Raw genomic sequence first — 23,797 nt, forward strand, 5'->3', positions numbered from 1 at the left:
GCCGACGCCCGCGAGGCGACTATCTGGCGGTCTCGCGCCCCGTCAGCTCGTCGAGTTCGAGCTCCACGAGGTGGAAGTCGAGATCGTCGACCTCCTCGTCGAACACGCGGACGCCGCCGAACAGTTCGTTGATGGTCGCCGCGTCGGGGCGCTCGTCGTCCGGGAGGACCCGAATCGCCCCGCGGGCCATGACGCTCCACGAGTCCTCGCCCGCGTCCTCGTAGCAGACGAACGTCGCCTCCTCGGTCTCCTCGATGAACGCGAGCTTCTCGCTTCCGCCGTCGTCGGTCAGGCGGAACAGGAGTCGGCCCTCCTCGGCGTCGTAGAAGACGTGCGCGGGAATCGCGTAGGAGCGGCCGCCGTCGGCAAGCGACAGCACGCCCGAGGAGGCGTCCGCGAGGCGTTCGGCGACCGTTTCGGGGTCGGTCCCGACGGTGTAAACGTATCTGATATCTCGCATACGTGTCGTTCGCGCTCTCGTCACATGAAACGGTGGTGCGACGAGGTGCGGCGAGGGGCGACGAGGCGAGTTCGCGGGACCGCGGACCGCGGGCCGCGGGTCGCCGACTCAGGGCAGATAGAACTGCGACTTCGGGAACCGCCTGTGAATCTCCGGGGGCGCGTGGCGGACGATGTGCACGTCGTGGGAGTCGTCGCTGGCGACGTTGCCGCCGACGCTGACCAGCGGGACGACGACGCGACCCGCGTTCTCGCTGCCGACGAAGACAACGGCCGCGTCCGTCTCGGACGCGACCGCTCTGAGCTTCGAGACAATGTTCCCCGGTGCGGGGTCTCGACCGACCGAAACGGCCCGAAACGACGCCGACGGCGCGATGTCGACCGCGGTCTTGTGGAATTCTCCGACGACCGTCTGCCGGTCGAACACCTCCCGCGACGGGACCCACCCCGCCTCGACGGCGTACGCCGAATCGTCGGGGACGACGGCGACCGCGAGCACGTCGTGGCCGGTGGCCGACGCGAACTGCGCGGCTCTGTCGAGCGCCGCGTTCGCCAGTCGAGAGCCGTCGTAGGCGACGAGGTACATGCGTTCCGGTCGTTCTGCGACCGTGATAAATCAGTCGTCGGCCACCGACTCGATTCGCTCGCCGGACGACGCGAGTCGGTCGAGCGCCTCCTGTGCGGCGTCGCTCACGGCGTCGGCGTCGCGGTAGGAGTCGCCGAGGCCCACCTCGCGGCGGTGCCACTCGCCGTCGGCGAACGCGAAGATGTCGACCCACCAGTAGAGCGTCAGCCCCCGCGCGAACTCGGTGATGGTGACCCGCCGGTCCGAGTCGGGCGACTCGTAGACGGTCTTGGCGCTCGCCTCGTCGGTGTCCACGTCGGTCTCGACGGTCCACCCCTCCGGAACGGCGAGCGAGAAGGGGTCGTCTGTCATCATCGTTCCCGACGGGACGGAGCGACTTGATTGGTCCGCTTTCGGCGACCGTCTCGGAAAGGCGACTCAGTCGAGCGACCGCGCCGAGTTGGCGACGACGAGCAGGCTCGACGTGCCCATGGCGACGGCGGCGAAAAGCGGGTTGAGCACGCCGAGGGCGGCCAACGGGATGGCGACCGCGTTGTAGCCGAACGCCCACGCGAGGTTGCCGCGGATGCGGCGGTTCACCCCGGTCGAAAGCGAGAACACCTCGGGAATCGCGTCGATGTCGCGGCCGACCAGCACCGCGTCGGCGGCGTCGCCCGCGATGTCCGTCCCCGTGCCGAGCGCGATGCCGATGTCGGCGGCGGCGAGCGCGGGCGCGTCGTTGCTCCCGTCGCCGACCATCGCCACGGTCCCCCGAGCGCGCAGACGCTCGACCGTCTCGGCCTTCGCCTCCGGGGGGACGCCCGCGAACACGTCTGTCACGTCCGGGTGGTCGCGGAACCGGCGGGCGGCGCGCTCGGAGTCGCCCGTGAGGACCACGACCTCGCGGCGGCCCCCCGCGGCGACGGCGGCGACCACGTCGTCCCACGCCTCGCGCGGTTCGTCGCCGACGACGAGCACCGCCCGAGAGCGCCCGCCCCAGCCGACGACGACCGGCACCGCGCCCTCGTCGCGGGCGGCCTCGACGGCGGCCTCGTGGGCCGACGCGAGCGTCACGCCCTCGTCGCGGAGGAGCGAGGGGTGGCCGACGACGACGCGCCCGCGCTCGCCGTCGACGTCGCCGGAGACGCCGCGGTCGTGGACGGTCGCGTCGCCGGCCGAGACGTCGGGAATCGCCGCGTTCGCGTCCCCCGCCTCGATTCGGTCTTCGGCCGCCTCGACGACGGCGGTCGCGAGCGGGTGCGCCGAGAAGCGTTCGAGTGCGGCGGCCGCGGCGAGCGCGTCGCTCCCGTCGTCGCCGGCCTCGCTCCCGTCGTCGCCTCCACTGTTCTCGCCGTCGCCGACGACCCGGAGGACCGCCATGTCGCCGTCGGTGAGCGTTCCGGTCTTGTCGAAGACGACCACGTCCACGTCGGGAACGGCCTCGAAGACGGCCTCGGAGGCGACGACGATGCCCCGGCTCGCGGCCTCCTTGATGCCCGAGGCGACCGCCAGCGGCGTGGCGAGGCCGAGCGCGCAGGGACACGAGACGATGAGGACAGTGAGGCCGACGAGGAGCGCCTCGGTCGGCGTGCCGCCGCGGACGAGCGTCCAGCCGAAGGCGACGGCGGCGAGGACGAGCACCGTCGGGACGAAGATGGTCGCCAGTTTGTCGGCGAGGCGCTGGACGCCCGAGCGGGCGCTCTGGATGTCCCAGAGCAGTTCGACCAGTCGGTCGAGCGTGCTCGCCGCGTCCTCGCCGACCGCGACGACGAGCGGGCGGTCGGTGACGACGGTCCCGCCGAGCACGTCGTCGCCGGGGCGCTTCGTCCGCGGCATCGACTCGCCGGTGACGAGCGCCTCGTCGACCGCGGCGGTCCCCTCGCGGACGGTCCCGTCGACCGGCACGCGCTCGCCCGGCCGAACCTCCACGAGGTCGTCCGATTCGAGCGCGTCGAGCGCGACCGTCTCGACGGCGGTGTCGCCGGAGCCGTCGGCGTCGCCGGCGACTCTGCGGCGGGCCTCCGAGACGCGGGAGGCCGCGAGGTCCGAGAGCATCCCGGCGGCCTTCCGCTTGATGCGGTCCTCGTAGTAGTTGCCGAGCGTGACGACGAGGATGATGGCGACGGTCACGTCGAAGTAGACGTGGGTCTCGCCGACGAGGACGGCCGCCGTCGAGTAGACGTAGGCGCTCGTCGCGGCCAGCGAGACGAGCAGGTCCATGTTCGGCTGGCCGGCGCGGAGGCTGACGAGCGCCCCCCGGAGGATGGGAAAGCCGGTGTAGAACAGGACGATGGAGGTCATCACCCAGATGTTGCCGAGGATGTAGATACCGTCGAAGACGCCGAGTTCGACCACCGGCTGAAAGCCGACGTAGGTCGGGTACAGAAACAGGACGTACCACAGCATCACCATCATGCCGAAGACGCCGCCGCCGATGACGAACCGGGCGACCTGGTTGTCGGAGCGCTCGGCCGCCTCGCGCTCCTCGGGGTCGCGCGTGCCGTAGCCGTAGCGCGCGAGCGTCCCCGATAATCCATCTAAATCGGCCGTTTCGGGGTCGTAGGTGACCCGGACCATGTCGTTGGCGTAGCTGGCTTCCGCGGCGTAGACGCCCTCGCAGGTCCGCGCGGTGCCCGAGACGAACGCCTCGCAGGTGGCGCAGTGCATCCCGTCGACGGCCATGTAGGTCCGCTCGGCGTCGCCGGGCACCTCGTCGGCCTCGCCCGCGAGTTCGCGCTCGACCGTCTCGGGGTCGGCGCTCGCGGCGTCGCCGAGCGCGCGGGTGATTTCGAGACAGCCGCGACAGCAGAACTCGCCGTCGACGTCGTCGCCGGTAACGGGCGGCGTCGGCGTCGGGAGCCCGCAGAGGTCACAGCCCCCGGCGCCGTCGCCGTCGCTGTCGCCGCCGGCCGACCCGCGGGACCGCGTCGTGGTCGACATCGTCACAACGGTTGGTAGAAGGGAACGTGAAGGTGCGGGACCGACACGCCCAGAAGCATCAGGCCGTGGGACAGCGGGATGTAGCCGAGGACGAGGAACGCCGCCCCGAGCGCCCGGTGGAGCGTCGCCCGCCGGCGCGCCGAGACGCGGCCCAGAAGCGTCCCGTAGAGGAACAGCGTCGGTATCGTCCCGAGGCCGAGCAGGCCGAGCAGGGCGGCGGCCCGGAGCGGCTCGCCGGTCGAGAAGGCGTAGAGGTACGCCGGGTAGATGATGGGACACGGGAGCAGGCCGTGAATCGCCCCGAGGCCGAGGATTCGCGGGCCGCCGACGAGGCTGTCGACGCGGGCGGTCGCCCACCCGCTGACGCGGCCGAACAGGCGGGTGACCGCGGCCGGCGTGAACCGGTCGATGGCGGTCGACCGCCCGACGAGGTAGCCGACGCCGGTGAGGATGATGGCGGCCCCGACGAGCAGACCGGTCGCCCCGCGGACGCCGCTGCCGACGGCGACCACCGAGTCGAACGCGTCGAAAAACAGGCCGCCGACGAGGGCGAAGACGGCCCCGATGGCCGCGTAGCTCAGCGCCCGGCCGACGTTGAACAGGGCGTGTTGGCGGACCTGCCGGAGCGTGAGTGACTGACTGTCCACGCCCTCGCGGTCGGCGAGGCGGTCGGCGTAGACGCTGACGAGCGGGCCGCACATCCCGAGGCAGTGCGCGCCGCCGAAGAGGCCGACGAGGAGGAACGCGACGGCTTCGGGCGTCGCGGCGGGCAGTCCGAGCGAGATGCCGCCGTCCATCTCAGGCGGCGTGTTCGGCGTCGGTCTCGTGGTCGGCGTCGCCGTCGTGGCCGTGTCCGCCCTCGGTCGGACTCATGAGGAGGAAGATGACCGTGGAGATGAGAAGCACGTTGACGGCCGTGACGACGCCCGCGAGGGGGTTTTTCGTCACGCCGAAGATGACCGCTGGCAGGAGCGCGAGCAGTGCGACGGTTCCGGCGCGCCGTGGCGTGAGTTCCATATCGGTCCATTCGCGACCACGATGTTTCTGATTTCGCCTATTCCCACCGCGTTGGAATGGGGTGTTGCGTTAAAGTCCCGTTATTCCTCATGACCGGGTATGGCCGTTGATTCGACAGCAGAGGGAGCCGCGTCCTCTGCCGCGCGCACTTCCACCGACGGAGGCGTGCCAGCAAACGCGGATTCCCAAGGTGACTCCGGGCAGGCCGAGCCCCCGGTGGATTCTATCGTCGGGACGGCCGACGACGGCATCGTTCGCGAACTCGGACACGACGACTTCGACCCGGTCGGGACGCTCGTGCTCGTGCTCATCTACATGGCGATTCTCATCGGCATGTGGGTGTTCATGTACTTCGTCGAGTTCCTCGGACGGGGCCTCACGGTGGTGGGATAGATGGAGATTCACGCCTACGAGAAACTCTGGTTGGCGCTGGCGCTCGTCCTCATCGTCGGGTTCATCGGGACGATTACGTACGGGGCCGCCGGCGCGGGCATCGACATGATAGACGACAAGGGCGGCACGGTCGACCCGGCGACGCTCGACCAGCATCCGAAGTTCGGCGACCCCGGCATCGAGCGGACCGGCGAGAACAGCTACGACGTGTACGTCGTCGCCCGCCAGTTCGTCTTCGAACCCGGCACGACGCAGCCGCTCCGCGTCCCCGCCGGGAGCACGGTCACGTTCCACGTGACCGCCGCCGACGTCATCCACGGCTTCGAAGTCGTCGGCACGAACGCGAACACGATGGCGATTCCCGGGCAGGTCTCGGAGTTCACCGTCGAGTTCGGCGAGCCCGGCGAGTACGGGTTACTGTGCAACGAGTACTGCGGCTCCGGCCACCACGTGATGGAAGGGCAGATTGTGGTTATGGAACAAGAGGAATTCGACAGCTGGTACGAACAGCAACAGGCGGACGGGGAGGCTGAGAACTGATGGCGGCCGCATCCGGCGGCGGCGAGTTCGTCGATAAGTTCCCAGACGAGGCGGCCATCGTCAAGGCGAGTTTCCTCATCGCGTTCGTCTCGCTCGGCATCGGCGCGTTCTTCGGCCTCATTCAGGCGCTTCACCGCACGAACGTCCTCCGCGTCATCGACTCGGCGGACTACTACACGGTGCTGACGGGCCACGGCGTGCTTCTCGCCATCGTCTTCACCATCTTCTTCCTCTGTGGGGTGTTCCACTGGGCGGTCGCCAGGAGCCTCGACCGACCCGCCGAAAGCGCGCTGTTTTCGTGGGCGTGGGTCGGCCTGATGACGACCGGCACGGTTCTGGCCACGGTCGCCATCCTCGGCGGCCTCGTCCCGAACCTCGGCATGAGCGCGGACGTGCTGTTCACGTTCTACGCGCCGCTGCAGGCGCACCCGATATTCTACATCGGCCTCGCGATGTTCATCGTCGGCACGTGGCTCGCCGGCGCTGACTGGTTCCTCTCGTACCGCGCGTGGCGGCGGGACCACGAGGACGAGCGCATCCCGCTACAGACGTTCATGGTCCTCACGACCATGATCATGTGGTACGTCTCCACCCTCGGCGTCGCCGTCTCGGTGGTGTTCTTCCTCATCCCGTGGTCGCTCGGCCTCATCGAGAGCGTCAACCCGCTTCTGACGCGGACGCTCTTTTGGTACTTCGGCCACCCCATCGTCTACTTCTGGCTGATGCCGGCGTACCTGCTTTGGTACACCGTGCTCCCCAAGCTCGCGGGCGGGCGGCTGTTCAGCGACCCCCTCGCGCGCGTGGTGTTCGTGTTGTTCCTCCTGCTTTCGACGCCGGTCGGGATTCACCACCAGTACCTCGACCCGGGCATCGCGGAGGGCTTCAAGTTCATCGCCATGACGAACACGATGTTCCTGCTGCTCCCGTCGCTCCTCACGGCCTTCACGGTCGTCGCGAGCATCGAACACGGCGCGCGCCAGCGCGGCGGTGAGGGCTACCTCCGCTGGCTCGGCGCGCTCCCGTGGCGCGACCCCGCGTTCACCGGGATGGCGCTCGCGGGCGCGATGTTCGCCGCCGGCGGCTTCTCCGGCATGATAAACGCCGGGATGAACATCAACTACCTCATCCACAACACGCTGTGGGTGCCGGGGCACTTCCACCTCACCGTCGGCACGGCCGTCGCGCTGACGATGATGGCCGGGTCGTACTGGCTCGTCCCGCAGGTCACGGGCACGAAGCTCTACAGCCGGCCCATCGGGCTCCTGCAGGTCATCATGTGGTTCGTCGGCATGGTGTTCATGTCGAACGCGATGCACCGCGCCGGCCTCGCCGGCATCCCGCGGCGCACCGCCGAACCGCAGTACCAGAACTTCGACTTCGTGACGCCCATCGGGAGCATCTTCGAGCTTCGGGTGCAGATCGCCCTCGGCGGGACGCTCCTGTTCCTGTCCGTGGTGCTGTTCCTGTTCAACATCCTCCTGACCTCGCTCGGCGAGGAGTCCGACCGGCCGGTCGACTCCCACCTGCCCGAGCCGCTTTCGGGGCCCGAGGGAAGCCCGCGCGTCCTCGACAACCTCGCGATGTGGACCGGTATCGCGGCGGTGCTCGTCGTGCTCGCGTACACGCTCCCGCTGGCCGGCATCATCCAGAACGGCGGCGGGCTGTTCGGCGGGGGCCTCCCCGTCCCGGCGACCGTCTCGGCCGGCTTCGACCTCGTGACCACGACGGTCACGAGCGCGTTCAACACCCTCTGGGGGGTGGTCGCGTGAGGCTCACGAAGGCGCGGGCGCTCATCCTCATCGCGTTCAGCGTCCCCATCGCCATCGAACTCCGCACGGTGGCGGGCTTCTTCAACGTGGAGCTCCCGCTCATCGCCGTGGCGGTCATCGAGTTCCTCTTTCTCGCCCTGCTGTTCGTGCTGTACGGGCTCTACGGCGAGGGGTCGGAGTCGGCGGCGTAGCCGGCGACCCGACTCGCAGTTTCGACACCCGATTTTCGCGTCATCGCCGCAAGCGCCGCCACGCGCCGACCCCACGCATCGCCATAAACTCCCCGCGATATCGGGGGAGACACCCGGCCAGTTTCCCGGTCGTTGAGAAGCAGTCTCCGTTTATATTCGGTCGTCCCGCCTACGTCCAAGCGACCATGAGCAACCTCGACCTGATGAAGGCCGGCATCGGCCTCGCGGTCGTCATCGGCATCGCCCTCACGGCTATCGCCGGCTACGCGCTGTTTACGACCCTCGGCGGCATCGACGGCCTGACCGTCGCCCCGGAACTCCTCGTGTCCGTCCTCTTCGGCGGCCTGCTCGTCGCGGCCGCCGCGAGCGTCCGCCGGGTCGCGCCCAAGCCGCGCACCCGCGTCTGAGGGCGTCGTCACCGACCGACCACGGCTCCGCTGACTTCCGTTCTCCGGTTTTCGACCCGTAGAGCGACGGCGTCGCCCCGAGAGCCGTCTATTCGACGAAAAAGACGATATCGCTCGAACACCAATAGAATGACATGTACCACACCGTCCTCGTTCCCACCGACGGCAGCGCCCGCTCCCGCGCGGCGGCCCGCCGGGCCATCGACCTCGCGAGCGCCTACGGCGCGGCGATTCACGTCCTCGCGGTCGTCGACGCCGGCGACCTCGGACTGTGGACCGCGGCGGACGTGCCGGTCGAGCGAGTGCGCGCGAGCCTCCGGGACGCCGCCGAGATGGCCGTCGAGGAGGTCGCGTCGCTCGCCGGTGACGCGGGCGTCGACTGCGAGACCGAAGTCCGCATCGGCGTGCCGTACCGGGAGATTCTCGACGCGGTCGCCGAGGCCGACGCGGACCTCGTGGTGATGGCGACTCACGGGCGGACCGGCCTCGAACACGCGATTCTGGGGAGCACGACCGAACGGGTCGTCAGGCTCGCCGAGGTGCCGGTGTTGACCGTCAGAGAGTGAGCGCAGACTCGCTCGCTCGGAGCCGGAGTCGCTCGACCAGACTCAGACCAGCGCCCTGAGTCCGTCACGGAGCGCCCGTCGGCCGTAGACCGTGAGGCCGACGGCTCCGGCCGCGCCCAACAGGAGGGGAATCACGTCGAAGCCGTCGACCGCCAGTCGGAGCGCGCCCCAGACGAGGAACGCCGCGGCCTGCGCGACGTAGAACGCGAGGGTCTCGTTGAACGGGACGAAGCCGCCGGCGAGGAAGACCACACAGAGGAGCGCGATGCCGACCACGTCGGCGCTCATCGCCGGGAGCCAACCGAAGGCGACCGCGCCGACGGCGAACGCGCAGAAGACGACGCCGACGGCGAGCCGCAGCGGCGCGATTTCGGCGAACAGCGACTTATCCGGCGGAACGACGTTCGAACCGCCGTCGGCCGGTGTCGTAGATGTCGGTGGCACAGTCGCACGTTCGTCCGGAACTGTCAAAATTCTATTCTCTCGTGCGACCGCGATCCGCTCACTCCACGGGGATACGACTGCCGCCGCCGCGGTCGCTCCGGTCGTCGCGGTCGACGGCGGGGCGCTCGTCGAGTTCGACGACGAGCGTCAGCGGGTCGCCCTCGCGGACGATGCCGACGGCGACGGGTTCGCCGGGGCGCGTCTCGGTGATGAGATAGCGCATCAGCTCCTCGTGGGTGCGGACCGGGTTGCCCTCGATGGCGACGAGCACGTCGCCGCCGACGGGGATTTCCGTGCCGCGGTAGTCGGCCGTCCCGCGGCAGCCGTGGAGGAAGCCTTCGTCCCCGTCGGAACCCGCGGCGTCGACGACGAGGACGCCGTGCGGCGCGTCGAGGTCGTTCGCCTCGGCAACCGTCGGCGTCACGTCGAGGGTGCGCGCCCGGAGGTACGAGTGGCGGTAGTGTCCGTCGGCGACGAGCGCCGGGAGGATGCGATTGGCGATGACCGGCGAGACGGCGAAGCCGATGTTGTCGCCCTGCTTGGCGCGGTTGACGCCGACGACCTCGTAGGCGGGGGCGTCGTCCTCGCCGTGGGCCTCGGAACCACCCTCACCGGCGAACCCCACGAGCGGCCCGCCCGAGTTGCCGGGGTTGATGGGGGCGTCCGTCTGGACCACGTCCGGGATGGCGAAGCCGTTCGAGGTGGGAAGCGACCGGTTCGCCCCGGAGACGATGCCCGCGGAGATGGAGCCGTCGAGGCCCAGCGGGTTGCCGAGCGCGGCGACCGACCGCCCCGGCGCGGGGTTGTCGGCCGCCAGCGGGAGCGCCGCGGCGTCGTCGGGCAGGTCGTCGACGGCGACGACGGCGAGGTCGGTGTAGGCGTCCGCGCCCACGACCTCGCCGACGCGCCACGACCCGTCGGCGAATCGGAGTTCGACCCGGCCGGCGTCGGCGAACCGCGAGACGTGCTCGTTGGTGACGAGATGCCGGTCGTCGTAGACGAAGGCGCTTCCCGCCCCGCCGGGTCGGCGGCGGCCGCCGACGTAGACGGAGACGACCGAGGGGATGACGTCGCGGTACAGCGCTTCGAAATCGGGGTGCGTTGGCATGGTGGTGCGACGGGGCGGCACATACCGCCGGGGCGTCGCTCACCTCGGGTTAGCGCCCGACGGAGTTGAGCGTGTCGCGTGGTGACAACGGACACGACTGTCGCCCGCGGCAATCCGGTCGGGTGCGGCGGCCACGGCCCGCGACCGAAGCGATGCCGCGAGGCCCCCAATTTAATACTATCTGTAGTAAACGTCGAGACAGCAATGGTCGCACTCGACGTACACGAGGACATGCAACGACTCGCCGACAGCGGCGTCGTCGCGGTGATGCGCGGCGCGGACGCGGACACCATCATCGACGTGGCCGACGCGCTCCACGAGGGCGGCGTCACCGCCTACGAAATCACGGCCGACAACCCCGACGCGATGGACCTCATCCGCGAGGTGTCGGCGTCCTTCTCGGACCGTGAGGCCATCGTCGGAGCCGGGACCGTTCTCGACGCGCCGACCGCGAACGCGGCCATCCAGGCCGGCGCGGAGTTCGTCGTCGGGCCGAACTTCGACGAGGGCGTCGTCGAGACCTGCAACCGCTACGGGACGCTCGTCGCGCCGGGCATCATGACCCCGACCGAGGCGACCGACGCGTACGCCGCGGGCGCGGACCTCGTGAAGGTCTTCCCCGCCTCCTCGCTCGGTCCCGGCCACCTCAAGAGCATGAAGGGGCCGCTCCCGCAGATTCCGATGATGCCGACCGGCGGCGTCGGCCTCGACAACGCCGCGGACTACATCGACGCCGGTGCCGTCGTCGTCGGCGCGGGCGGCGCGCTCATGGACGACGAGGCAATCGAAAACGGCGACTTCGAGGTCATCACCGAGACGGCCCGCGAGTTCTCGACCGTCATCGACGACGCTCGGGACGACTGAGATAGGCGGGGCTGGGTCGCCCGAATCGAGAGGCAGGCTGAACTGGCCGGCTTTTTGACGTTCTCAATTGGTGCTGAGGTTTGGAGTCGTACTGAACAGCGGCCGCTGATGTATTCTCCGACTGGTTTTCGTCCCCAGTTTCTGTCACAAGTGAGGTGCAAGACTATAGTAGCGTTTGCAAGTCAATGCACACTCAATCGCGCGCTGTCGTGCGATTAGATGTGTAACCAGTTGCAAACGCTACTATAGCGGGAGAGTTCAGCAAGACTTCGATGTTCGTTTAACGCGACCAGAAACAGCCGTTAGGTCGGTGTGCATAGTAATCCTCGTGGTTTTCTAGCGTTCACCCGCTTCATCGAGACGGCGAGAGTGGTACTTTTGAAAGAAATGCAATGACAATCCGACAATAATTAGCATGAGACCGAGTGGGAGCGATATTAGTGCAAGAATCGCTCCGGCGATAGCGATGTAAATGAACTTCATGTGTTAGTAATATGCCATTTATAGCGTGATAGCCCTTGTGGGATTTATAATAATCCCCATATCTCTCACTCTCGGTCCCCGTCCAGATGACGACTGGCCAATGACCGACCCGCGCCCGCGATTCAGCACATCTCGTCGCTGTTATCAGACGAGTGGCTATTCGAGGTAGCCGATCAACGACTGAACTGCGTCCTCGACGACTGCATCCCGTAGCGTTCCTTGCCAGTAGTCGATATCCCCGCTTCCGAGTGACTGGACGCCCCAAGGGACGATGCGACTATCGTCAGGGGTGCCTCCACGTGACCAACTTGCCTCGGGTATTTCGAGGAAATCCTCGTGCCACGTCTTTGTCGTTAACGTCAACGCGATGTACTGGTCGCCGTGAAACGGTTGTCCCTCGTGATTCGAGATGACGAGCCACGGCCGCGCGTCTTCGTTACCCTTGAACGGGTCGTCACCGAAGACGACATCCCCGGGTTCGTACGTCGGGTGTTCTCTTCGTCCGTCACACCTCGTCCCTCTGACTCGGATGGGCTTCTTCGGGTGCGTGTTCCTGCCACTCGTCTTTGTTCTCGGTCCCCAACTGTTCGTTGAACAGCGCCGTCGCTCGTTCGTATCCACTGTACGAGTGCAGCCGGTCCTCGTCAGTCGTGACTGCCCAGTAGGTCGCCTTGTGCTCGACGAGTCCACGTTGTTTCAACCGGGTCAACGCGGTGCTTACCGCCCCCTCGTCGAGGTCTGTCTGTGTCGCAATTTCGCGGGCCTGGAACGCCCGGTCGTCGTGGGCGACGAGGAATCCGAGGACTTGGTCCGGGACAGACAGGTCCGTGAGTTCCTCTTCGCTCGTGTTCTCGAAGGTCTCCCTGTCTATCGACATCGTCGAGTGAACGTACTGTTCCCAGCGATAAGAGTGTAGCTAGTGAAATCTATGAAAATACGCTCGGTATGAGCCGTCCCCCTATCCATCCCGGAACTCACGGTTGTCAACAGAATCAGTCTCTCCGACTCGAACCACCCACTAATCGCTGTTACCGAATCGACCGCACGCGTTCTTCGAACCCCTCGGGAACCAGGTCGGCGAGCGCCTCGGGGTCCGACTCGCCGCTGGCCGCGACGAGGTAGGCCGCGCCGTCGGCGTCGCCGTAGACGCGCTGAAAGTCGTAGACGAACCCCCAGCAGTCGGTCGATTCGGGCACCTCGTCGCTCTCGGTGAGGTACTCCACCTGCCGGACGACCGCGTACTCGACGAGTCGGTTGACCGCCTCGCCGCCCGGCGTGTCCGCGTCGAACACGCCGAGTTCGCGGGCCTCCTCGACGAGCGGGACGAGCCGCGAGACGGCGGCTTCGACCGCCGCGGGCACGTTCCCGACGCTCCCGTCGGTGACCGTCTCGTAGGCGGCCGTCACCGCGCCGCAGCCCGTGTGACCGAGGACGACCACGTCGGTCGTCCTGAGCGCCGAGACGGCGTAGCCGACGGCGTCGTTGACGACGAGTCGCCCGTCGACCTCGGTCCACACTTGGTTGCCGACGTTGACCGACGTGAACAGCTCGCCGGCCCTGTCGGCGCTCCAGACCGCGTCGGCGGGCACGCGGGAGTCCGAACAGCTCACCGAGACGACCGCCGGCGACTGCGCCTCGCGGACGCCCTCGAAGTGGTCGGCGGCGAGGCGCTCGACGTGTCGCGCGTTTCCGGCCAAGAGCGACTCCAGCACTGTTCGCGTCATTGGATTACGTTGCACCCGCGCGTCGATATAGCTCCCCGCTCGTCGCGATGTTCACCGCCGTCGGTGGGTCCCATCGGCTATCGACTGTCATCGGCCGACTCGTCGCTCGCCTCGGTGTCGTCGTCGCCCGCCTCGACAGACTCGCCCCAGATGAAGGGGTCGTCCGGCTCCTCATGTTCGTCGTCGTCAGCGTCCCCAGCGTCGTCGCCGGTCGTCGGCTCGGCCTCCTCGACGAACTCGGGCGTCTCGCTCACGTCGGCCTCGGCATCGGCGACCGCCTCCGAATCCGACGCGTCGGCGTCGCGGTCCGGTTCCGCGGCGCGGATACCGAGCGCGGCCTGTCGGGACTGCCGTCGCGCCTCGCGGCGCGCCGAGAGCGCCTCGCGGAGGCGGTCGTTCAGCGTCTCCCGAAGCTCCGCCGCGTCGGCGACTTCGATGTCGACCGCGGTCGCGTCGCCGCCGACGAGGGAGATGCTCCCGGCGGTGTCGGCCGTGACCGTCGAGACGCGCCAGCGGCGCTGGAAAACCGTCCGGCGCTCGATGACCGTCTGCACGCGGTAGTAGGGGACGAACCGCGTCTCGCGCTTCCAGAAGCCGTTGCGGGTGACGAAGTGGTCCTCGGTGAGCGCGTAGCCGCGGTGCCGCCACTGGAGCGCGCCGGCGACGACGGCCACCGGGACGAGCGCCAGCGGCACGAACCACGGAATCTCCTGCGGGAGAAACCGGTTCGCCCCGTAGAGCGCGAGCGTCGCCGCGCCGAGGACCAGCGAGTACCGGACGGCGTAGCGCCGGCGGATGCGCGTCGGCGGCCCCTCGAACGCCGGCGTCTCGACGCCTTCGAGGTCGGCGACGAGGCCGAGCACGCGGTCGCGGGTCGCGAGCGGAATCGCCGCCTCGGAGCCGCGGCCGGCGCGTCCCGACCCGTTCGAGCCGTCAGCGCCGGGGGCGTAGCCCGCCGTCTCCACGAGGAGCGTCGCGTAGCCGAACCGCCGCTTCAGGGGGTTGTCCTCGACGGTGAGCGTCTGGAGTTTGTCGAGGGGAAGCGACCCGTTGTAGCGCTGGAGGAGGCCGCGCTCGTACTGGAGTTCGTCGCCGACTCGGGTCAGTCGGAAGCCGTAGTAGTTCACCACCGCGGAGGCGAAGCCGGCGGCCCACGACACGAGCGCGACGAGGAGCACCAGCGCGACGATACCGACGCCCGCGGCCGCGGCGCTCCCGGCGGGGACCGGCACGTCGACGTAGGAGGCGACGATGGGGAAGGCGGTCGACCCGAACACGAAGACGAGACCGGGGAGCCGGAGGTCGAACGACAGCGCGCCGACGATGGCTAACTCCCGCGGCGTCAGTTCGAACAGCAGTTCCTGTTCGGGTTCGGGCGCGTCGCCGTCGGCGCCCCCGCGCTTCAGGCGGGCGACCTCCGACTGGATGCGGCGGGCCTCCTCGTAGCTGACAAAGCGGAGACTGCCTTCGGTCTCGCCGCCGCCGGCGGTTTCGAGGTTCACGGCGGCGATGCCGACCAGCCGCTGGGCGACGTTGCGGGAGATGTCGACGTTCTGGATGCGCCGGTAGGGAATCTCGCGGTTGCGCCGGGAGAACACGCCCGAGCGGATGTCCAGCGTGTCCGGCGTGAGTTCGTACTCGAACCGGCGGAAGTAGGCGAGTTCGTAGCCGGCGATGCCCAGCACGGCGACGCCGACGAGCGCGACGGCGCCGAGGCCGCCGAGGAAGCCGCCGAAGGCGGTCCCGCCGGTAAAGGCGAAGAACGCGAGCGCGAAGGCGATGCTGGCGCTGCGCTGGACCGCCCGATAGGGCACCGAGAGCGGCGACAGCCGGGTCATACCGCGTCGTCGCCCTCGGACGCGATTGCGAGGCGCTTCAGTCGGTCTTGAAGGTCCTCCGCGCCCTCGGGGGTCAGCCCCGGAATCGACACGTCAGCCCCGCGGGAGCCGGCGGTGTAGACGACGGTCGACGCGAGCCCGACGAGCCGTTCGAGCGGGCCGCGGGTCGAGTCGACGTGCTGGACCCGGACGAACGGGACGACGGTGTTGACCTTGGTGAGGACGCCGCGCTGGAGGTACAGCGAGTCGTCGCGGACCTCGTAGCCCCACGCCCGGTACCGGAGGAGCGCGAAGCCGACGCCGACGACGAGGACGACGCCGCCGACCGCGACGGGGACGTACGCGGGTATCGAGACGGGCGCGAACAGCGTCGCCGCGGTCGCCACGCCGCCGGCGACGAGGGCGAACACGACCGCTCGGGCGACCCAGAGAAGACGGATACGGGGGTGGAGGCGATTCACGGGAATCCCTCCGAGCGCGTGAACATCGTATACTCCGGCGTCTCCTCGAACGGATAAATAACTGTGGCCGGGGCGGAATCGGCTTACGGGGTGGCGGCGAGCCGGCGTTCGACCCGTCGGGTCGCGGTGTCGAGCGTCGCGCCGACCGCCGCGAGCGTCGCGAGCACCGGGTACCGGACCGACAGGTCGGCGTAGAAGAACTCCGTCACGTCCGGCACCAGCGCCGAGAGCGCCCGTCGGTGGTGTGAAATCGTCTCCTGTCGCGCCGCGACGAGTTCTTCGAGTCGCTCGCGGAGCGCCGAAAGCTCCTCGTAGAGCGCCAACAGCGGGTCGAAGCCGCGTTCGGACAGCGGCGTCCGGTCGAGGTCGCCGAGCCGGCCGAGGAGGGCTTCGATATCGTCGCGCATCGACGCCACCGACTCGGCCTCCTCGTCGACGACTTCGACGAACCGCTCGCGCTCGTCCAGCGACGAGGCGGCCGCCGCCGCAATCGTGCGCCGGAGCGGCGGTGAGAGGACGCTGGCGGACCGGAACGCGGTCGCCACGTCCGGGCCGAACTCGGCCGCGAGGCTCTCCTCGAAGGAGTCGCCGTACTCCTCGTCGTAGTGCGGGACGGACATCACGGTCCGCTCGTAGCTCCGGCGCAGACCGGAGAGCGCGGCGTCGGGTCCGGTCCGGCCGCCCCGCTGGCCCACGAGCGTCGCGGCCGCGGGGGCCCGATTCGGAGTCGACGCCGTCGCCCGCGACGCGGCGACCTCACGGCGGAACGCCCGGAACGCCTCGCGTTCGTCCACGCAGCGGCGACGCTCGGCGCGGAGGGCGCTTCGGGCGTCGTCGAGGTGGTCGAGGGTCACCGCCATCGAACCGCCCCCGGAACGTCCGAGCCGACGACCCGTCTCGGCGGCGTCCGCTCGTCGACGAGCGGGAGCGCCGACAGCTGTCCGCGGTCGGCGTGCGCGGCGATGCCCTGCCCGTGGGCGGCCCCGGCGGCGGCGAGCGTGTACGCCTCGGCCATGCCCTTCGGTCCCGCGAGCGGGACGAGTCGGACGGTCGTTCCGCGGCGGTCGACGTCGACGAGGACGAACGACTGCGGAAACGAGCAGGTCGCCGGGGCGATGAGTTCGCGGACGCCGGCTCTCACGGCCGTCGCGGGCCAGTGGATGTGCCCGGAGAGCACGAGCGGCACGTCGTGGCGCGCGAGCACCGCGGCGAGTTCGTCGGCGTTGCGGAGCTGGTAGAAGTCGCCGTCGGGGAACTGGCCGGTGTGGCGGCGGGGGTGGAAGACGTTGTGGTGGAGGGCGACGACGGGGTTCGTCGCGTCAGCGAGGACCGTGTCGAGCCAGCGGAGTTGGGAGTCGGGAACGGCCCCCTCGTGGGTGTCGGTGAGCGGGAGGTCCGGACCGCCGCCGGCGGAGTCGAGACCGACGACGTCGACGCCGCCGACCCGGCGGACGAACGGGAGGGCGTCGTCGGCGTAGCGCGCCGCGAACTCGGCCGGCGTCGGGCCGTCGTAGTCGTCCCAGCGCTTCGGAACGTCGTGGTTGCCGGGAACCGCGACCCGCGGCCCCGGCAGGTCGCGGAGGATTTCGTCGACGGCATCGTACTCCTCGGGGCGGCCGTCGCGGGTCAGGTCGCCGAGCAGGACCGTCGCGTCGACGTCGAGGTCGGCGACGGTCGAGACGGCGGTCCGAAGCCGCGTCTCGCTCCGGTGGTAGACTTTCCACGTGCCGGAACCCGTCGGCGTGACGTGGGGGTCGGCGACCACCGCGAGTCGGGTCGGCGTCTCCGAGACCGGTCGTGCGAGGCGCGCGAGCACCGGACCGGGACCGCGCTCGGCCGACCTCCCGACCGGCGTCTCCCCGATGGTCGGCGAGGCATCCGGACTCATCGGTCGATGGTCCGCGTGAACGTCCCCAGCGCGGTCTCCCGGCGGACGCGTATCCGCCCGGTGTCGGGACACAGCTCGATTCGAAGCGGCGACTCGGTGGCGCGCGTCTCGTCCCCGTGCATACACGTGGACTCACCCGGACCGAGCCCATAAACATGTCGTACAGAATATATATTTTCGAACGTAGATATGGATACTCTACGGAGCCCTCGGGAGTCGAGGCCGGAGTCAGTTGAGGAGCAGGCCGGCGTCGACGAGGAGGAGAACGGCGACGAGCGCGGCACCGAGGTAGAACGGCGCGGCCTTCTCGGCCGGCGTGCGGACCTTCTTCTCCGCGAGGCCGTCTTTCGCGCGGGCCCGGCCGACTTCGACGAGGCCGGTCAGGACGAACCAGAGCGCGAGCATCCCGAGGACGAGGTGGCCGCGGCCGGAGCCGAACAGGCTCTCGGCGGTGTAGCGCGTGCCCGCGAGGTGGCCGCCGGTCGCGAACATCACGAGCGAGGCCCCGCGGGACCACATCGTCAGCCGCGAGACGACCGATTCGAACGCGGCGGCGCGGATGTTCCCGGCGCGGGCGGTCGGCAGCACGGCGAGCGCGAAAAAGAGGACGCTCCCCGTCCAGAGACCGCCGACGACGAGGTGGAGCGTTGCCATCACGGTGTCGATGAGTGCCATGTCCGTCGGGTTAGTTCAGCGATGCTTGAAGGTTTCACCTTCGGGCGGTCGGGACAGGCGGCCCGACAGCGCGCACGCGGCGAATGAGTGTCCTCGCCGAATCCACCGACCTCACCGAAGCACCGCGGGCGGCTTCGCCGTCACGTCGAGGGCGGCCGCGTAGTGGAGTATCGGGTCGCCGCCGGGGTGGTCGAAGCCGCAGGCCTCGAACATCGTGTTCGCGCGAATCTCGGCTTCGACGTCCTGTATCGGCCACGGGTCGTGGTCGATATCGCCGATGACGACGGGCCAGTCGTCCGTGTAAAAGCGGTAGTTCTCGACGAGGAACGCGTCGAGCGACCCGGGGTCGAGGGTTCGGACCTCGCCGGTCGGTCGGTAGGTCGCCTCGAACCGCGCCTCCGGCGTCTCGACGGTCGCCGGCCGGTAGCTCTCGTAGTCGACCGCGCCGTCTCGTTCCTCGACCGAGATGCTCGCGTAGTGGTACGGGAGTCGGTAGCCCAGTCGGGCCATCGTCACGCCGAGGCGGTCCGCGGCGTCGAGGGTGAAGAAGTAGACGCCGCGGGGGCCGCCGTCGGCGGGTTCGACGTAGGTCCGGAGGTTCACCTCGGGGAACCCCAACCCGACGGGCGACCCGCGCGGGCGGATGTCCGTCATGTCGAACGAGACGACGCCGAGCCACGCCCGCCCGTCGCGGGTGGCCACCGAGAGTCGGTCGGGGAGTCGCGGCTCCACGAGTTCGGGGGCGACCGACCAGTGGGCGAACAGCGTGTGCCGCCAGCGCATCGACAGGAGGTCCATAGCGACCGTTCGGTCCGACGGGGGGTGTGGGTTTCGGCGGTCGCGGCGGTCGGGAAGCCGCGGTCGATTTCCCCCAGCGAAACGCACACGTGTCTGGCGACGAACTGTCATCCATGGGACTCGAAAACGCCAGCGGCACGTTCGATATCGGCGGCGACCTCACGGTTCACCGACTCGGCTTCGGCGCGATGCGCATCACCGGCGACGACATCATCGGCGAGCCGGACGACGTGGAGAACGCGAAGAAGGTCCTCCACGAGTCGCTCGTCCACGGCGTCGACCTCATCGACACGGCGGACTCCTACGGCCCCGCCGTCTCCGAGCGCCTCATCGGCGACGCGCTCGCACCCTACCCCGATGACCTCGTGGTCGCCACGAAGGGCGGCCTGCTCCGCAACACCGACGGCGAGTGGAAGCCCAACGGCGACCCCGACTACCTGCGAAACGCCGTCCTCGGGAGCCTCGACCGACTCCGCGTGGACACCATCGACCTCTATCAGCTCCACCGCCCCGACCCGCACGTCCCCTTCGAGGACTCGGTCCACGCGCTCGCCGAGCTGAAAGACGAGGGCCTGATTCGGCACGTCGGCCTCTCGAACGTCTCGGTCGAACAGCTCGACGAGGCGCGCGACATCGTCGACATCGCCACGGTCCAGAACCGTTTCAACGTCGGCGACCGCGAGTTCGAGGCGAGCCTCGACGCCTGCGAGGAGTACGGCATCGGCTTCATCCCGTGGTACCCGCTCGGCGCGGGCGACCTCGGCGAGCGGGCCGACGCCGTCGCCGCGGTCGCGGCGAAACACGACGCGACGCCCCAGCAGATCGCCCTCGCGTGGCTCCTGCACCGCTCGGACGTGATGCTCCCCATCCCCGGCACGTCCAGCGTCTCGCACCTCCGCGACAACGTGGCGGCCTCGCACATCGACCTCGACGACGAGGACATGGACCGGCTGGCCTGACGTGGAGGCCTAACCGTGGTGGCGCGCGACGTGCGCGACGCGACCGACCCGGACCCGTCGGCGGGGGAAATCGACGTCGACGGAGTCGCCAACGGAGACGCCGGCCCGGAGCTGTGTCCGGTCTGCTCGACGCAGTACGACTCCGTTTCGCTCCACGACCGCGGTCTGCTCGTCAACCTCCTCGACAACGAGCGCTACCGGCGGGTCTGCTTCGAGCCGGTCGAACGCGACGGGCGGCCGCACGTCCGGTTTTTCCACCACACCCACGAGCAGGTCGGCGCGGACGACTGACCGAGTGGGCGGGTGCGACGCGACCGCGTCCGAGTCGCCTCGCCTCATCTCGCCTCGCCTAACTCCACGGGCGTTCCGTGAACTCGCCGGCCTCGATTTCGCGCTCTATCTCGCGGAGCGTCGCGTCGTCGACGCTGACGAGGTGACAAAGCGGGTGGCCGGGCGCGGCGACCGGGTTCTGGAGGACGCCGGCGACGAGGCCGGTAAAGGGCGCAGAGACGCGCTTTTCTCTCGTCTTGAAGTGGTCCGAGATGGTGCAGATGGTGTCGCCCTCGTGGACCAGCGGCACGTCGCCGTACTGCATCTCGACGAGGCCGCCCACGTCGGCGCGGAGCCACGTCTTGTCGGTCGCGGAGTCGATGACGCGGGTCCACCCCGGCCAGCTGACCGCCTCGTCCGGGAGGACGCCGTACTCGGCGAGGACGCTCTCGACGCCGTCGAGCGCGCGGTCGACCATCGCGGGCTGGAAGCGGTGGGCGCGGCCCATCTCGACGGTGATGGTCGGAATCCCGTCGTTGGTGGCGACGGTGCGGAGCGAACTCGCCTCGGCCTCGCCCGAGAGGATGAGGTTCGCGCCGAACGACCGCGCGAGGCGGGCGACCTCGGGTCGGTTCATGTCGGCGCGGACGTGGTACATGGTCGTCCGGTTGCGCGTCGAGGTGTGGAAGTCGATGCCGAGGTCGCAGGGCTCGACGAACCGGCGGTAGATCTGGTTCGCCATGCGCTCTGCGGTGTTCGCGCCGTCGCGGCCGGGGAACGACCGGTTCAGGTCGAGGTCGTAGATGGGGATGTAACGCTGTTGGGCGAGGTAGCCGGGGACGTTCGCCACGTGGATGCAGACGATGGTGCCGTGGATATCGGCGGGGTTGTACCGGCTCGCGACCTCCTGCATCACCTTCACGCCGTTGAGTTCGTCGCCGTGGAGCGCCGCGGTCATGAAGACCGAGGGCCCGCCGTGCTCGCCGTTGATGACGGTGACGGGTATCTCGACGGGGTCGCCGAGGTACGTCTCGCTGATTTCGTACCTGAGGTGTCGCACCTCGCCCGGCGGCACCTCCGAGTCGTACCTGAACGGTTCGGGGTCCATGGGACGTTCATCGGCACCGACGGGGAAGAAGGTTGACCGGCGACCGACCGCCGCGTCGGTTCGATTTACGTCGCTCGCGCGCCACGTTGCTCTCATGGCGACTCCTCGGCTCGACGACCCGCTCGACATCGGCGGGCTCACGCTCCGAAACCGGCTCTACCGCGCGCCGGTGCTCGAATGCGCGGGAACCGGCCCCGACGCGCCCGAGCGCCTCGCGGCCGAACTCGAACCCGCCGCGCGGGCCGGCGCGGGACTCGTCTGTCAGGGCGCGACCATCGTCCGCGAGACGGGCGGCTGTGCCGCGCCGGGGATGACCCGCATCGCCGACCCGGAGTTCGCGGCGTCGCTGTCGGCGGTGACGGAGCGACTCCACGACCACGGCGCGGCCGTCGCGGTCCAGTTGGAGTACGGCGGCCTGCGGAGCATGGAGACGTGGCACGCCGAGTACCGGCGCGACCACCCCGACCTGCGACAGCTCGCCGTCTCCCGGCCGCCGCGGCTCCTCAGGCTCCTCGACGCCCTCGGGTTTCTCGACTACGACGCGCACGTCATGACGACCGACGAGGTGTACGACCTCGCCGCCGACTTCGGCCGCTCCGCGGCGATGGCCGTCGACGCCGGCTACGACGCGGTCCACGTCGCCGGCGCGAACATGGGCGTCGTCCACCAGTTCCTCTCGCCGTTCTACAACCGCCGGAACGACGAGTTCGGCGACGGCGTCCGGTTTCTGGAGGTCGTCGCCGACGAGGTTCGGTCGCGGGCGGGCGACGTGCCGCTCATGACGAAAGTGCCGGCCGAGACGGCCGCGCCGCCCGGCATCCGCAGACGCTTGACCGAGGACGACGCGGTCGCAATCTGTCGCCGTCTCGACGAGGAGGGCTACGACGCGCTCGTCCCCGTCTCGGGGTCGGTGTTCTGGGACGCGAGCATCGTCCGCGGGTCGTTCCCGGCCCGCGCGTGGCGCGACGACCGCTACCGCGACGGCTACGCCGCGGCCTTCGGCGGCCCGCTTCGCGCGCGACTCGTCGAGCTCGGCAACCGAATCGAGGCGGCGTGGTACGACTTCGACCCGGCGTGGAACGCCGACCTGTGTCGCCGCGTCCGCGACGCCGTCTCGGTGCCCGTGCTCTGCGAGGGCGGCATCCGCGAGCGGGGCGACATCGACCGACTGCTCGGCGACGCCTGCGACGCGGTCGGGATGGCCCGACCGTTCTACGCCGAACCGGAACTCCCGGCGCGACTGCTCGGCCGCGACGTCTCGGCCGACACGCGGGTCGTCTGCGAGAACTGCAACAACTGCGCGGTGCCGCAGGCGACGGGCGCGCCGGGCGTCTGTCGAACGCCCGCGGTGTTGGCCCGCGCGGGAACCCTCAGAATGGAGGGCGCGTACGACACAGGCCCCGAAGCGGCGGATAGAGACGAACCCGACCCGGAGAGTTAATAAGGCTCTCGTCGGTGAGTCTGGGTAATGGCGCGCGACCGGTCCGCGATGGAGTCGGCCGAACTGACGGCGGTGCTCGACGCGCTCGACGACGCGGACGCCCGAGCCATCATCAGAGGACTCGAAGAACCCATGACGGCAAGCGAAATCTCAGACACGTGTGACATCCCGCTTTCGACGACGTACAGGAAGCTGGACCTGCTCACCGAGGCGGCGCTCCTCGCCGAGGGGACCCAGATTCGTGCCGACGGTCACCACGCGACGACCTACGAGGTCGCCTTCGACGAGGTGCGAATCGCCCTCGACGAGGACCGCGACTTCGACGTCGCGGTCGGCCGCCCCGAGCAGACGCCCGACGAACGCCTCGCGGACATCTGGTCGCGGGTCCGGAGGGAGACCTGATGGGGCACCTCAGCGCCTCGCCGACGATTGCGACGATGATTATCGTCGTCAAGACGGGCATCCTCGTGCTCGGCGGGCTCATCACCTACTTCAGCTACAAGGCGTACCGGAACACCGGTGCGGCGTCGCTCCGCGCGCTCGCGCTCGGATTCGGCGTCGTCACGCTCGGCGCGATGCTCGGCGGCGCGCTCGACGTGATTCTCAACGTCGACCTCGCCACCGGACTGCTCTTCGACTCGGTGCTGACGCTCCTCGGCTTCGCGGTCATCACCTACTCGCTGTACGTCGAGTGACCTCGTCCGGGAGACCGCCTCCGAACCCGTCGAACCGCCTTCGAATCAACCCGTGACTCGCGGTCGCGCTCTCCGCCGTTTCTCCTTCGTCCGGTCGCGCGTCGCCACGTCGCTCCGAACCGAGCCACGTGCTACCGTCGGTCTCGCGGCGAGGTATTATTGCTCTAACCGTGCAAAACCGTTATTAGGTAGCG

Annotated in this window: 30 protein-coding genes and 1 pseudogene; 12 read left to right on the plus strand and 19 right to left on the minus strand. The window is 69.2% G+C overall.

Going from position 1 to position 23,797, the window contains the following annotated elements:
* Positions 1–19: 19 nt before the first annotated feature.
* The 6 genes from FY251_RS01670 to FY251_RS01695 form a co-directional block, all read right to left on the minus strand.
* Complete coding sequence (locus FY251_RS01670; RefSeq protein WP_148413171.1) at positions 20–460, minus strand: pyridoxamine 5'-phosphate oxidase family protein; 441 nt, start codon at positions 458–460, stop codon at positions 20–22.
* A 108-nt stretch (positions 461–568) separates the two neighbouring features.
* Positions 569–1,045: a universal stress protein gene (locus FY251_RS01675; RefSeq protein WP_148413172.1), complete on the minus strand. Its 477-nt coding sequence runs from the start codon at positions 1,043–1,045 to the stop codon at positions 569–571.
* A 30-nt stretch (positions 1,046–1,075) separates the two neighbouring features.
* The gene (locus tag FY251_RS01680) at positions 1,076–1,396 is read right to left on the minus strand and encodes a hypothetical protein (protein WP_148413173.1); all 321 of its coding nucleotides are present in this window, start codon (positions 1,394–1,396) and stop codon (positions 1,076–1,078) included.
* A gap of 66 nt (positions 1,397–1,462) precedes the next feature.
* The gene (locus tag FY251_RS01685) at positions 1,463–3,964 is read right to left on the minus strand and encodes a heavy metal translocating P-type ATPase (protein ID WP_148413174.1); all 2,502 of its coding nucleotides are present in this window, start codon (positions 3,962–3,964) and stop codon (positions 1,463–1,465) included.
* Between the two features lie 2 nt (positions 3,965–3,966).
* Positions 3,967–4,761 (minus strand): sulfite exporter TauE/SafE family protein, encoded by a 795-nt coding sequence (locus FY251_RS01690; protein ID WP_148413175.1) that lies wholly within the window; start codon positions 4,759–4,761, stop codon positions 3,967–3,969.
* Between the two features lies 1 nt (position 4,762).
* Positions 4,763–4,981 (minus strand): hypothetical protein, encoded by a 219-nt coding sequence (locus FY251_RS01695; protein ID WP_148413176.1) that lies wholly within the window; start codon positions 4,979–4,981, stop codon positions 4,763–4,765.
* 165 nt (positions 4,982–5,146) lie between these two features.
* On the opposite strand from FY251_RS01695, the gene FY251_RS01700 reads away from it, so the two are divergent.
* The 6 genes from FY251_RS01700 to FY251_RS01725 all read left to right on the plus strand — a co-directional run bounded on the left by FY251_RS01700 (position 5,147) and on the right by FY251_RS01725 (position 8,847).
* Positions 5,147–5,374: a hypothetical protein gene (locus FY251_RS01700; RefSeq protein ID WP_089778719.1), complete on the plus strand. Its 228-nt coding sequence runs from the start codon at positions 5,147–5,149 to the stop codon at positions 5,372–5,374.
* The gene (locus tag FY251_RS01705; RefSeq protein ID WP_148413177.1) at positions 5,375–5,914 is read left to right on the plus strand and encodes a cytochrome c oxidase subunit II; all 540 of its coding nucleotides are present in this window, start codon (positions 5,375–5,377) and stop codon (positions 5,912–5,914) included.
* Positions 5,914–7,683 (plus strand): b(o/a)3-type cytochrome-c oxidase subunit 1, encoded by a 1,770-nt coding sequence (locus FY251_RS01710; RefSeq protein WP_148413178.1) that lies wholly within the window; start codon positions 5,914–5,916, stop codon positions 7,681–7,683. Before FY251_RS01705 ends, FY251_RS01710 begins: the two co-directional genes overlap by 1 nt.
* Positions 7,680–7,874 (plus strand): CbaC protein, encoded by a 195-nt coding sequence (locus FY251_RS01715; protein ID WP_148413179.1) that lies wholly within the window; start codon positions 7,680–7,682, stop codon positions 7,872–7,874. Before FY251_RS01710 ends, FY251_RS01715 begins: the two co-directional genes overlap by 4 nt.
* A 185-nt stretch (positions 7,875–8,059) precedes the next feature.
* Positions 8,060–8,281 (plus strand): hypothetical protein, encoded by a 222-nt coding sequence (locus FY251_RS01720; protein WP_148413180.1) that lies wholly within the window; start codon positions 8,060–8,062, stop codon positions 8,279–8,281.
* A 134-nt stretch (positions 8,282–8,415) separates the two neighbouring features.
* Complete coding sequence (locus FY251_RS01725) at positions 8,416–8,847, plus strand: universal stress protein (RefSeq protein WP_148413181.1); 432 nt, start codon at positions 8,416–8,418, stop codon at positions 8,845–8,847.
* 42 nt (positions 8,848–8,889) lie between these two features.
* On the opposite strand, the gene FY251_RS01730 is transcribed toward FY251_RS01725, so the two are convergent.
* Together FY251_RS01730 and FY251_RS01735 are read right to left on the minus strand one after the other, a co-directional pair.
* Positions 8,890–9,291, minus strand: a complete 402-nt coding sequence (locus FY251_RS01730) for a hypothetical protein (protein WP_148413182.1) — start codon at positions 9,289–9,291, stop codon at positions 8,890–8,892.
* A 58-nt stretch (positions 9,292–9,349) separates the two neighbouring features.
* On the minus strand, positions 9,350–10,399 hold the full coding sequence (locus tag FY251_RS01735; RefSeq protein WP_148413183.1) for a S1C family serine protease: 1,050 nt from the start codon (positions 10,397–10,399) through the stop codon (positions 9,350–9,352).
* A 204-nt stretch (positions 10,400–10,603) separates the two neighbouring features.
* Here FY251_RS01735 and FY251_RS01740 point away from each other — a divergent pair, with 204 nt between their 5' ends.
* Entirely contained in the window at positions 10,604–11,263 is a 660-nt protein-coding gene (locus FY251_RS01740) for a bifunctional 4-hydroxy-2-oxoglutarate aldolase/2-dehydro-3-deoxy-phosphogluconate aldolase (RefSeq protein ID WP_148413184.1), read from the plus strand.
* Positions 11,264–11,902: 639 nt separating this feature from the next.
* On the opposite strand, the pseudogene FY251_RS23005 reads toward FY251_RS01740, so the two are convergent.
* The 10 genes and pseudogenes from FY251_RS23005 to FY251_RS01785 form a co-directional block, all read right to left on the minus strand.
* Positions 11,903–12,255 (minus strand): annotated as a pseudogene (locus FY251_RS23005) (type II toxin-antitoxin system PemK/MazF family toxin).
* Complete coding sequence (locus tag FY251_RS01750; RefSeq protein ID WP_004064181.1) at positions 12,252–12,623, minus strand: helix-turn-helix domain-containing protein; 372 nt, start codon at positions 12,621–12,623, stop codon at positions 12,252–12,254. The pseudogene FY251_RS23005 and the gene FY251_RS01750 overlap by 4 nt, the downstream one beginning before the upstream one ends.
* A 151-nt stretch (positions 12,624–12,774) precedes the next feature.
* A complete protein-coding gene (locus FY251_RS01755; RefSeq protein WP_148413185.1) occupies positions 12,775–13,470 on the minus strand; it encodes a carbonic anhydrase in 696 nt (231 codons plus the stop codon).
* A 77-nt stretch (positions 13,471–13,547) separates the two neighbouring features.
* Positions 13,548–15,308: a PH domain-containing protein gene (locus tag FY251_RS01760; RefSeq protein WP_148413186.1), complete on the minus strand. Its 1,761-nt coding sequence runs from the start codon at positions 15,306–15,308 to the stop codon at positions 13,548–13,550.
* Positions 15,305–15,769: a PH domain-containing protein gene (locus FY251_RS01765; RefSeq protein ID WP_148413187.1), complete on the minus strand. Its 465-nt coding sequence runs from the start codon at positions 15,767–15,769 to the stop codon at positions 15,305–15,307. The genes FY251_RS01760 and FY251_RS01765 overlap by 4 nt, the downstream gene beginning before the upstream one ends.
* Before the next feature lie 83 nt (positions 15,770–15,852).
* Complete coding sequence (locus tag FY251_RS01770; RefSeq protein WP_148413188.1) at positions 15,853–16,629, minus strand: hypothetical protein; 777 nt, start codon at positions 16,627–16,629, stop codon at positions 15,853–15,855.
* On the minus strand, positions 16,620–17,657 hold the full coding sequence (locus FY251_RS01775) for a metallophosphoesterase (RefSeq protein ID WP_148413189.1): 1,038 nt from the start codon (positions 17,655–17,657) through the stop codon (positions 16,620–16,622). The genes FY251_RS01770 and FY251_RS01775 overlap by 10 nt, the downstream gene beginning before the upstream one ends.
* Positions 17,654–17,779, minus strand: a complete 126-nt coding sequence (locus FY251_RS23010; RefSeq protein WP_255516580.1) for a hypothetical protein — start codon at positions 17,777–17,779, stop codon at positions 17,654–17,656. The genes FY251_RS01775 and FY251_RS23010 overlap by 4 nt, the downstream gene beginning before the upstream one ends.
* Before the next feature lie 106 nt (positions 17,780–17,885).
* Positions 17,886–18,332, minus strand: a complete 447-nt coding sequence (locus FY251_RS01780; protein ID WP_008573466.1) for a hypothetical protein — start codon at positions 18,330–18,332, stop codon at positions 17,886–17,888.
* A 111-nt stretch (positions 18,333–18,443) separates the two neighbouring features.
* Positions 18,444–19,130, minus strand: coding sequence for a YqjF family protein (locus FY251_RS01785; RefSeq protein WP_148413190.1), 687 nt, complete (start codon positions 19,128–19,130; stop codon positions 18,444–18,446).
* A gap of 113 nt (positions 19,131–19,243) precedes the next feature.
* On the opposite strand from FY251_RS01785, the gene FY251_RS01790 reads away from it, so the two are divergent.
* On the plus strand, positions 19,244–20,089 hold the full coding sequence (locus FY251_RS01790) for an aldo/keto reductase (RefSeq protein ID WP_148413191.1): 846 nt from the start codon (positions 19,244–19,246) through the stop codon (positions 20,087–20,089).
* A 69-nt stretch (positions 20,090–20,158) separates the two neighbouring features.
* Positions 20,159–20,380: a hypothetical protein gene (locus FY251_RS01795; protein WP_148413590.1), complete on the plus strand. Its 222-nt coding sequence runs from the start codon at positions 20,159–20,161 to the stop codon at positions 20,378–20,380.
* Positions 20,381–20,438: 58 nt separating this feature from the next.
* Here FY251_RS01795 and FY251_RS01800 read toward each other — a convergent pair whose 3' ends face one another.
* Positions 20,439–21,467 carry a succinylglutamate desuccinylase/aspartoacylase family protein gene (locus tag FY251_RS01800; protein WP_148413192.1) on the minus strand — a complete coding sequence of 343 codons (1,029 nt, stop codon included), beginning with the start codon at positions 21,465–21,467 and terminating at the stop codon, positions 20,439–20,441.
* 94 nt (positions 21,468–21,561) lie between these two features.
* Between FY251_RS01800 and FY251_RS01805 the strand changes: the two genes are divergently transcribed.
* From FY251_RS01805 to FY251_RS01815, 3 genes are read left to right on the plus strand one after another with little or no spacing between them, the layout of a single operon-like run.
* Positions 21,562–22,908 carry an NADH:flavin oxidoreductase gene (locus FY251_RS01805; RefSeq protein WP_148413193.1) on the plus strand — a complete coding sequence of 449 codons (1,347 nt, stop codon included), beginning with the start codon at positions 21,562–21,564 and terminating at the stop codon, positions 22,906–22,908.
* A gap of 27 nt (positions 22,909–22,935) precedes the next feature.
* Complete coding sequence (locus tag FY251_RS01810; protein ID WP_148413194.1) at positions 22,936–23,310, plus strand: helix-turn-helix domain-containing protein; 375 nt, start codon at positions 22,936–22,938, stop codon at positions 23,308–23,310.
* Positions 23,310–23,603 (plus strand): hypothetical protein, encoded by a 294-nt coding sequence (locus tag FY251_RS01815; protein WP_148413195.1) that lies wholly within the window; start codon positions 23,310–23,312, stop codon positions 23,601–23,603. The genes FY251_RS01810 and FY251_RS01815 overlap by 1 nt, the downstream gene beginning before the upstream one ends.
* The last annotated feature ends 194 nt before the right edge of the window (positions 23,604–23,797 follow it).

The organism is Haloferax sp. KTX1 (assembly GCF_902410085.1).
Taxonomy (GTDB): Archaea; Halobacteriota; Halobacteria; order Halobacteriales; family Haloferacaceae; genus Haloferax; species Haloferax massiliensis.

What these genes read in the sequence shown, in the direction of transcription:
- FY251_RS01770 (WP_148413188.1), bottom strand. Translation starts at nt 16,629, where the DNA reads ATGGCGGTGACCCTCGACCACCTCGACGACGCCCGAAGCGCCCTCCGC.
- FY251_RS01760 (WP_148413186.1), bottom strand. Translation starts at nt 15,308, where the DNA reads ATGACCCGGCTGTCGCCGCTCTCGGTGCCCTATCGGGCGGTCCAGCGC.
- FY251_RS01780 (WP_008573466.1), bottom strand. Translation starts at nt 18,332, where the DNA reads ATGGCACTCATCGACACCGTGATGGCAACGCTCCACCTCGTCGTCGGC.
- FY251_RS01680 (WP_148413173.1), bottom strand. Translation starts at nt 1,396, where the DNA reads ATGACAGACGACCCCTTCTCGCTCGCCGTTCCGGAGGGGTGGACCGTC.
- FY251_RS23010 (WP_255516580.1), bottom strand. Translation starts at nt 17,779, where the DNA reads ATGCACGGGGACGAGACGCGCGCCACCGAGTCGCCGCTTCGAATCGAG.
- FY251_RS01755 (WP_148413185.1), bottom strand. Translation starts at nt 13,470, where the DNA reads ATGACGCGAACAGTGCTGGAGTCGCTCTTGGCCGGAAACGCGCGACAC.
- FY251_RS01720 (WP_148413180.1), top strand. Translation starts at nt 8,060, where the DNA reads ATGAGCAACCTCGACCTGATGAAGGCCGGCATCGGCCTCGCGGTCGTC.
- FY251_RS01710 (WP_148413178.1), top strand. Translation starts at nt 5,914, where the DNA reads ATGGCGGCCGCATCCGGCGGCGGCGAGTTCGTCGATAAGTTCCCAGAC.
- FY251_RS01740 (WP_148413184.1), top strand. Translation starts at nt 10,604, where the DNA reads ATGGTCGCACTCGACGTACACGAGGACATGCAACGACTCGCCGACAGC.
- FY251_RS01805 (WP_148413193.1), top strand. Translation starts at nt 21,562, where the DNA reads ATGGCGACTCCTCGGCTCGACGACCCGCTCGACATCGGCGGGCTCACG.
- FY251_RS01675 (WP_148413172.1), bottom strand. Translation starts at nt 1,045, where the DNA reads ATGTACCTCGTCGCCTACGACGGCTCTCGACTGGCGAACGCGGCGCTC.
- FY251_RS01690 (WP_148413175.1), bottom strand. Translation starts at nt 4,761, where the DNA reads ATGGACGGCGGCATCTCGCTCGGACTGCCCGCCGCGACGCCCGAAGCC.
- FY251_RS01725 (WP_148413181.1), top strand. Translation starts at nt 8,416, where the DNA reads ATGTACCACACCGTCCTCGTTCCCACCGACGGCAGCGCCCGCTCCCGC.
- FY251_RS01750 (WP_004064181.1), bottom strand. Translation starts at nt 12,623, where the DNA reads ATGTCGATAGACAGGGAGACCTTCGAGAACACGAGCGAAGAGGAACTC.
- FY251_RS01695 (WP_148413176.1), bottom strand. Translation starts at nt 4,981, where the DNA reads ATGGAACTCACGCCACGGCGCGCCGGAACCGTCGCACTGCTCGCGCTC.
- FY251_RS01810 (WP_148413194.1), top strand. Translation starts at nt 22,936, where the DNA reads ATGGCGCGCGACCGGTCCGCGATGGAGTCGGCCGAACTGACGGCGGTG.
- FY251_RS01735 (WP_148413183.1), bottom strand. Translation starts at nt 10,399, where the DNA reads ATGCCAACGCACCCCGATTTCGAAGCGCTGTACCGCGACGTCATCCCC.
- FY251_RS01670 (WP_148413171.1), bottom strand. Translation starts at nt 460, where the DNA reads ATGCGAGATATCAGATACGTTTACACCGTCGGGACCGACCCCGAAACG.
- FY251_RS01705 (WP_148413177.1), top strand. Translation starts at nt 5,375, where the DNA reads ATGGAGATTCACGCCTACGAGAAACTCTGGTTGGCGCTGGCGCTCGTC.
- FY251_RS01685 (WP_148413174.1), bottom strand. Translation starts at nt 3,964, where the DNA reads ATGTCGACCACGACGCGGTCCCGCGGGTCGGCCGGCGGCGACAGCGAC.
- FY251_RS01815 (WP_148413195.1), top strand. Translation starts at nt 23,310, where the DNA reads ATGGGGCACCTCAGCGCCTCGCCGACGATTGCGACGATGATTATCGTC.
- FY251_RS01790 (WP_148413191.1), top strand. Translation starts at nt 19,244, where the DNA reads ATGGGACTCGAAAACGCCAGCGGCACGTTCGATATCGGCGGCGACCTC.
- FY251_RS01775 (WP_148413189.1), bottom strand. Translation starts at nt 17,657, where the DNA reads ATGAGTCCGGATGCCTCGCCGACCATCGGGGAGACGCCGGTCGGGAGG.
- FY251_RS01800 (WP_148413192.1), bottom strand. Translation starts at nt 21,467, where the DNA reads ATGGACCCCGAACCGTTCAGGTACGACTCGGAGGTGCCGCCGGGCGAG.
- FY251_RS01785 (WP_148413190.1), bottom strand. Translation starts at nt 19,130, where the DNA reads ATGGACCTCCTGTCGATGCGCTGGCGGCACACGCTGTTCGCCCACTGG.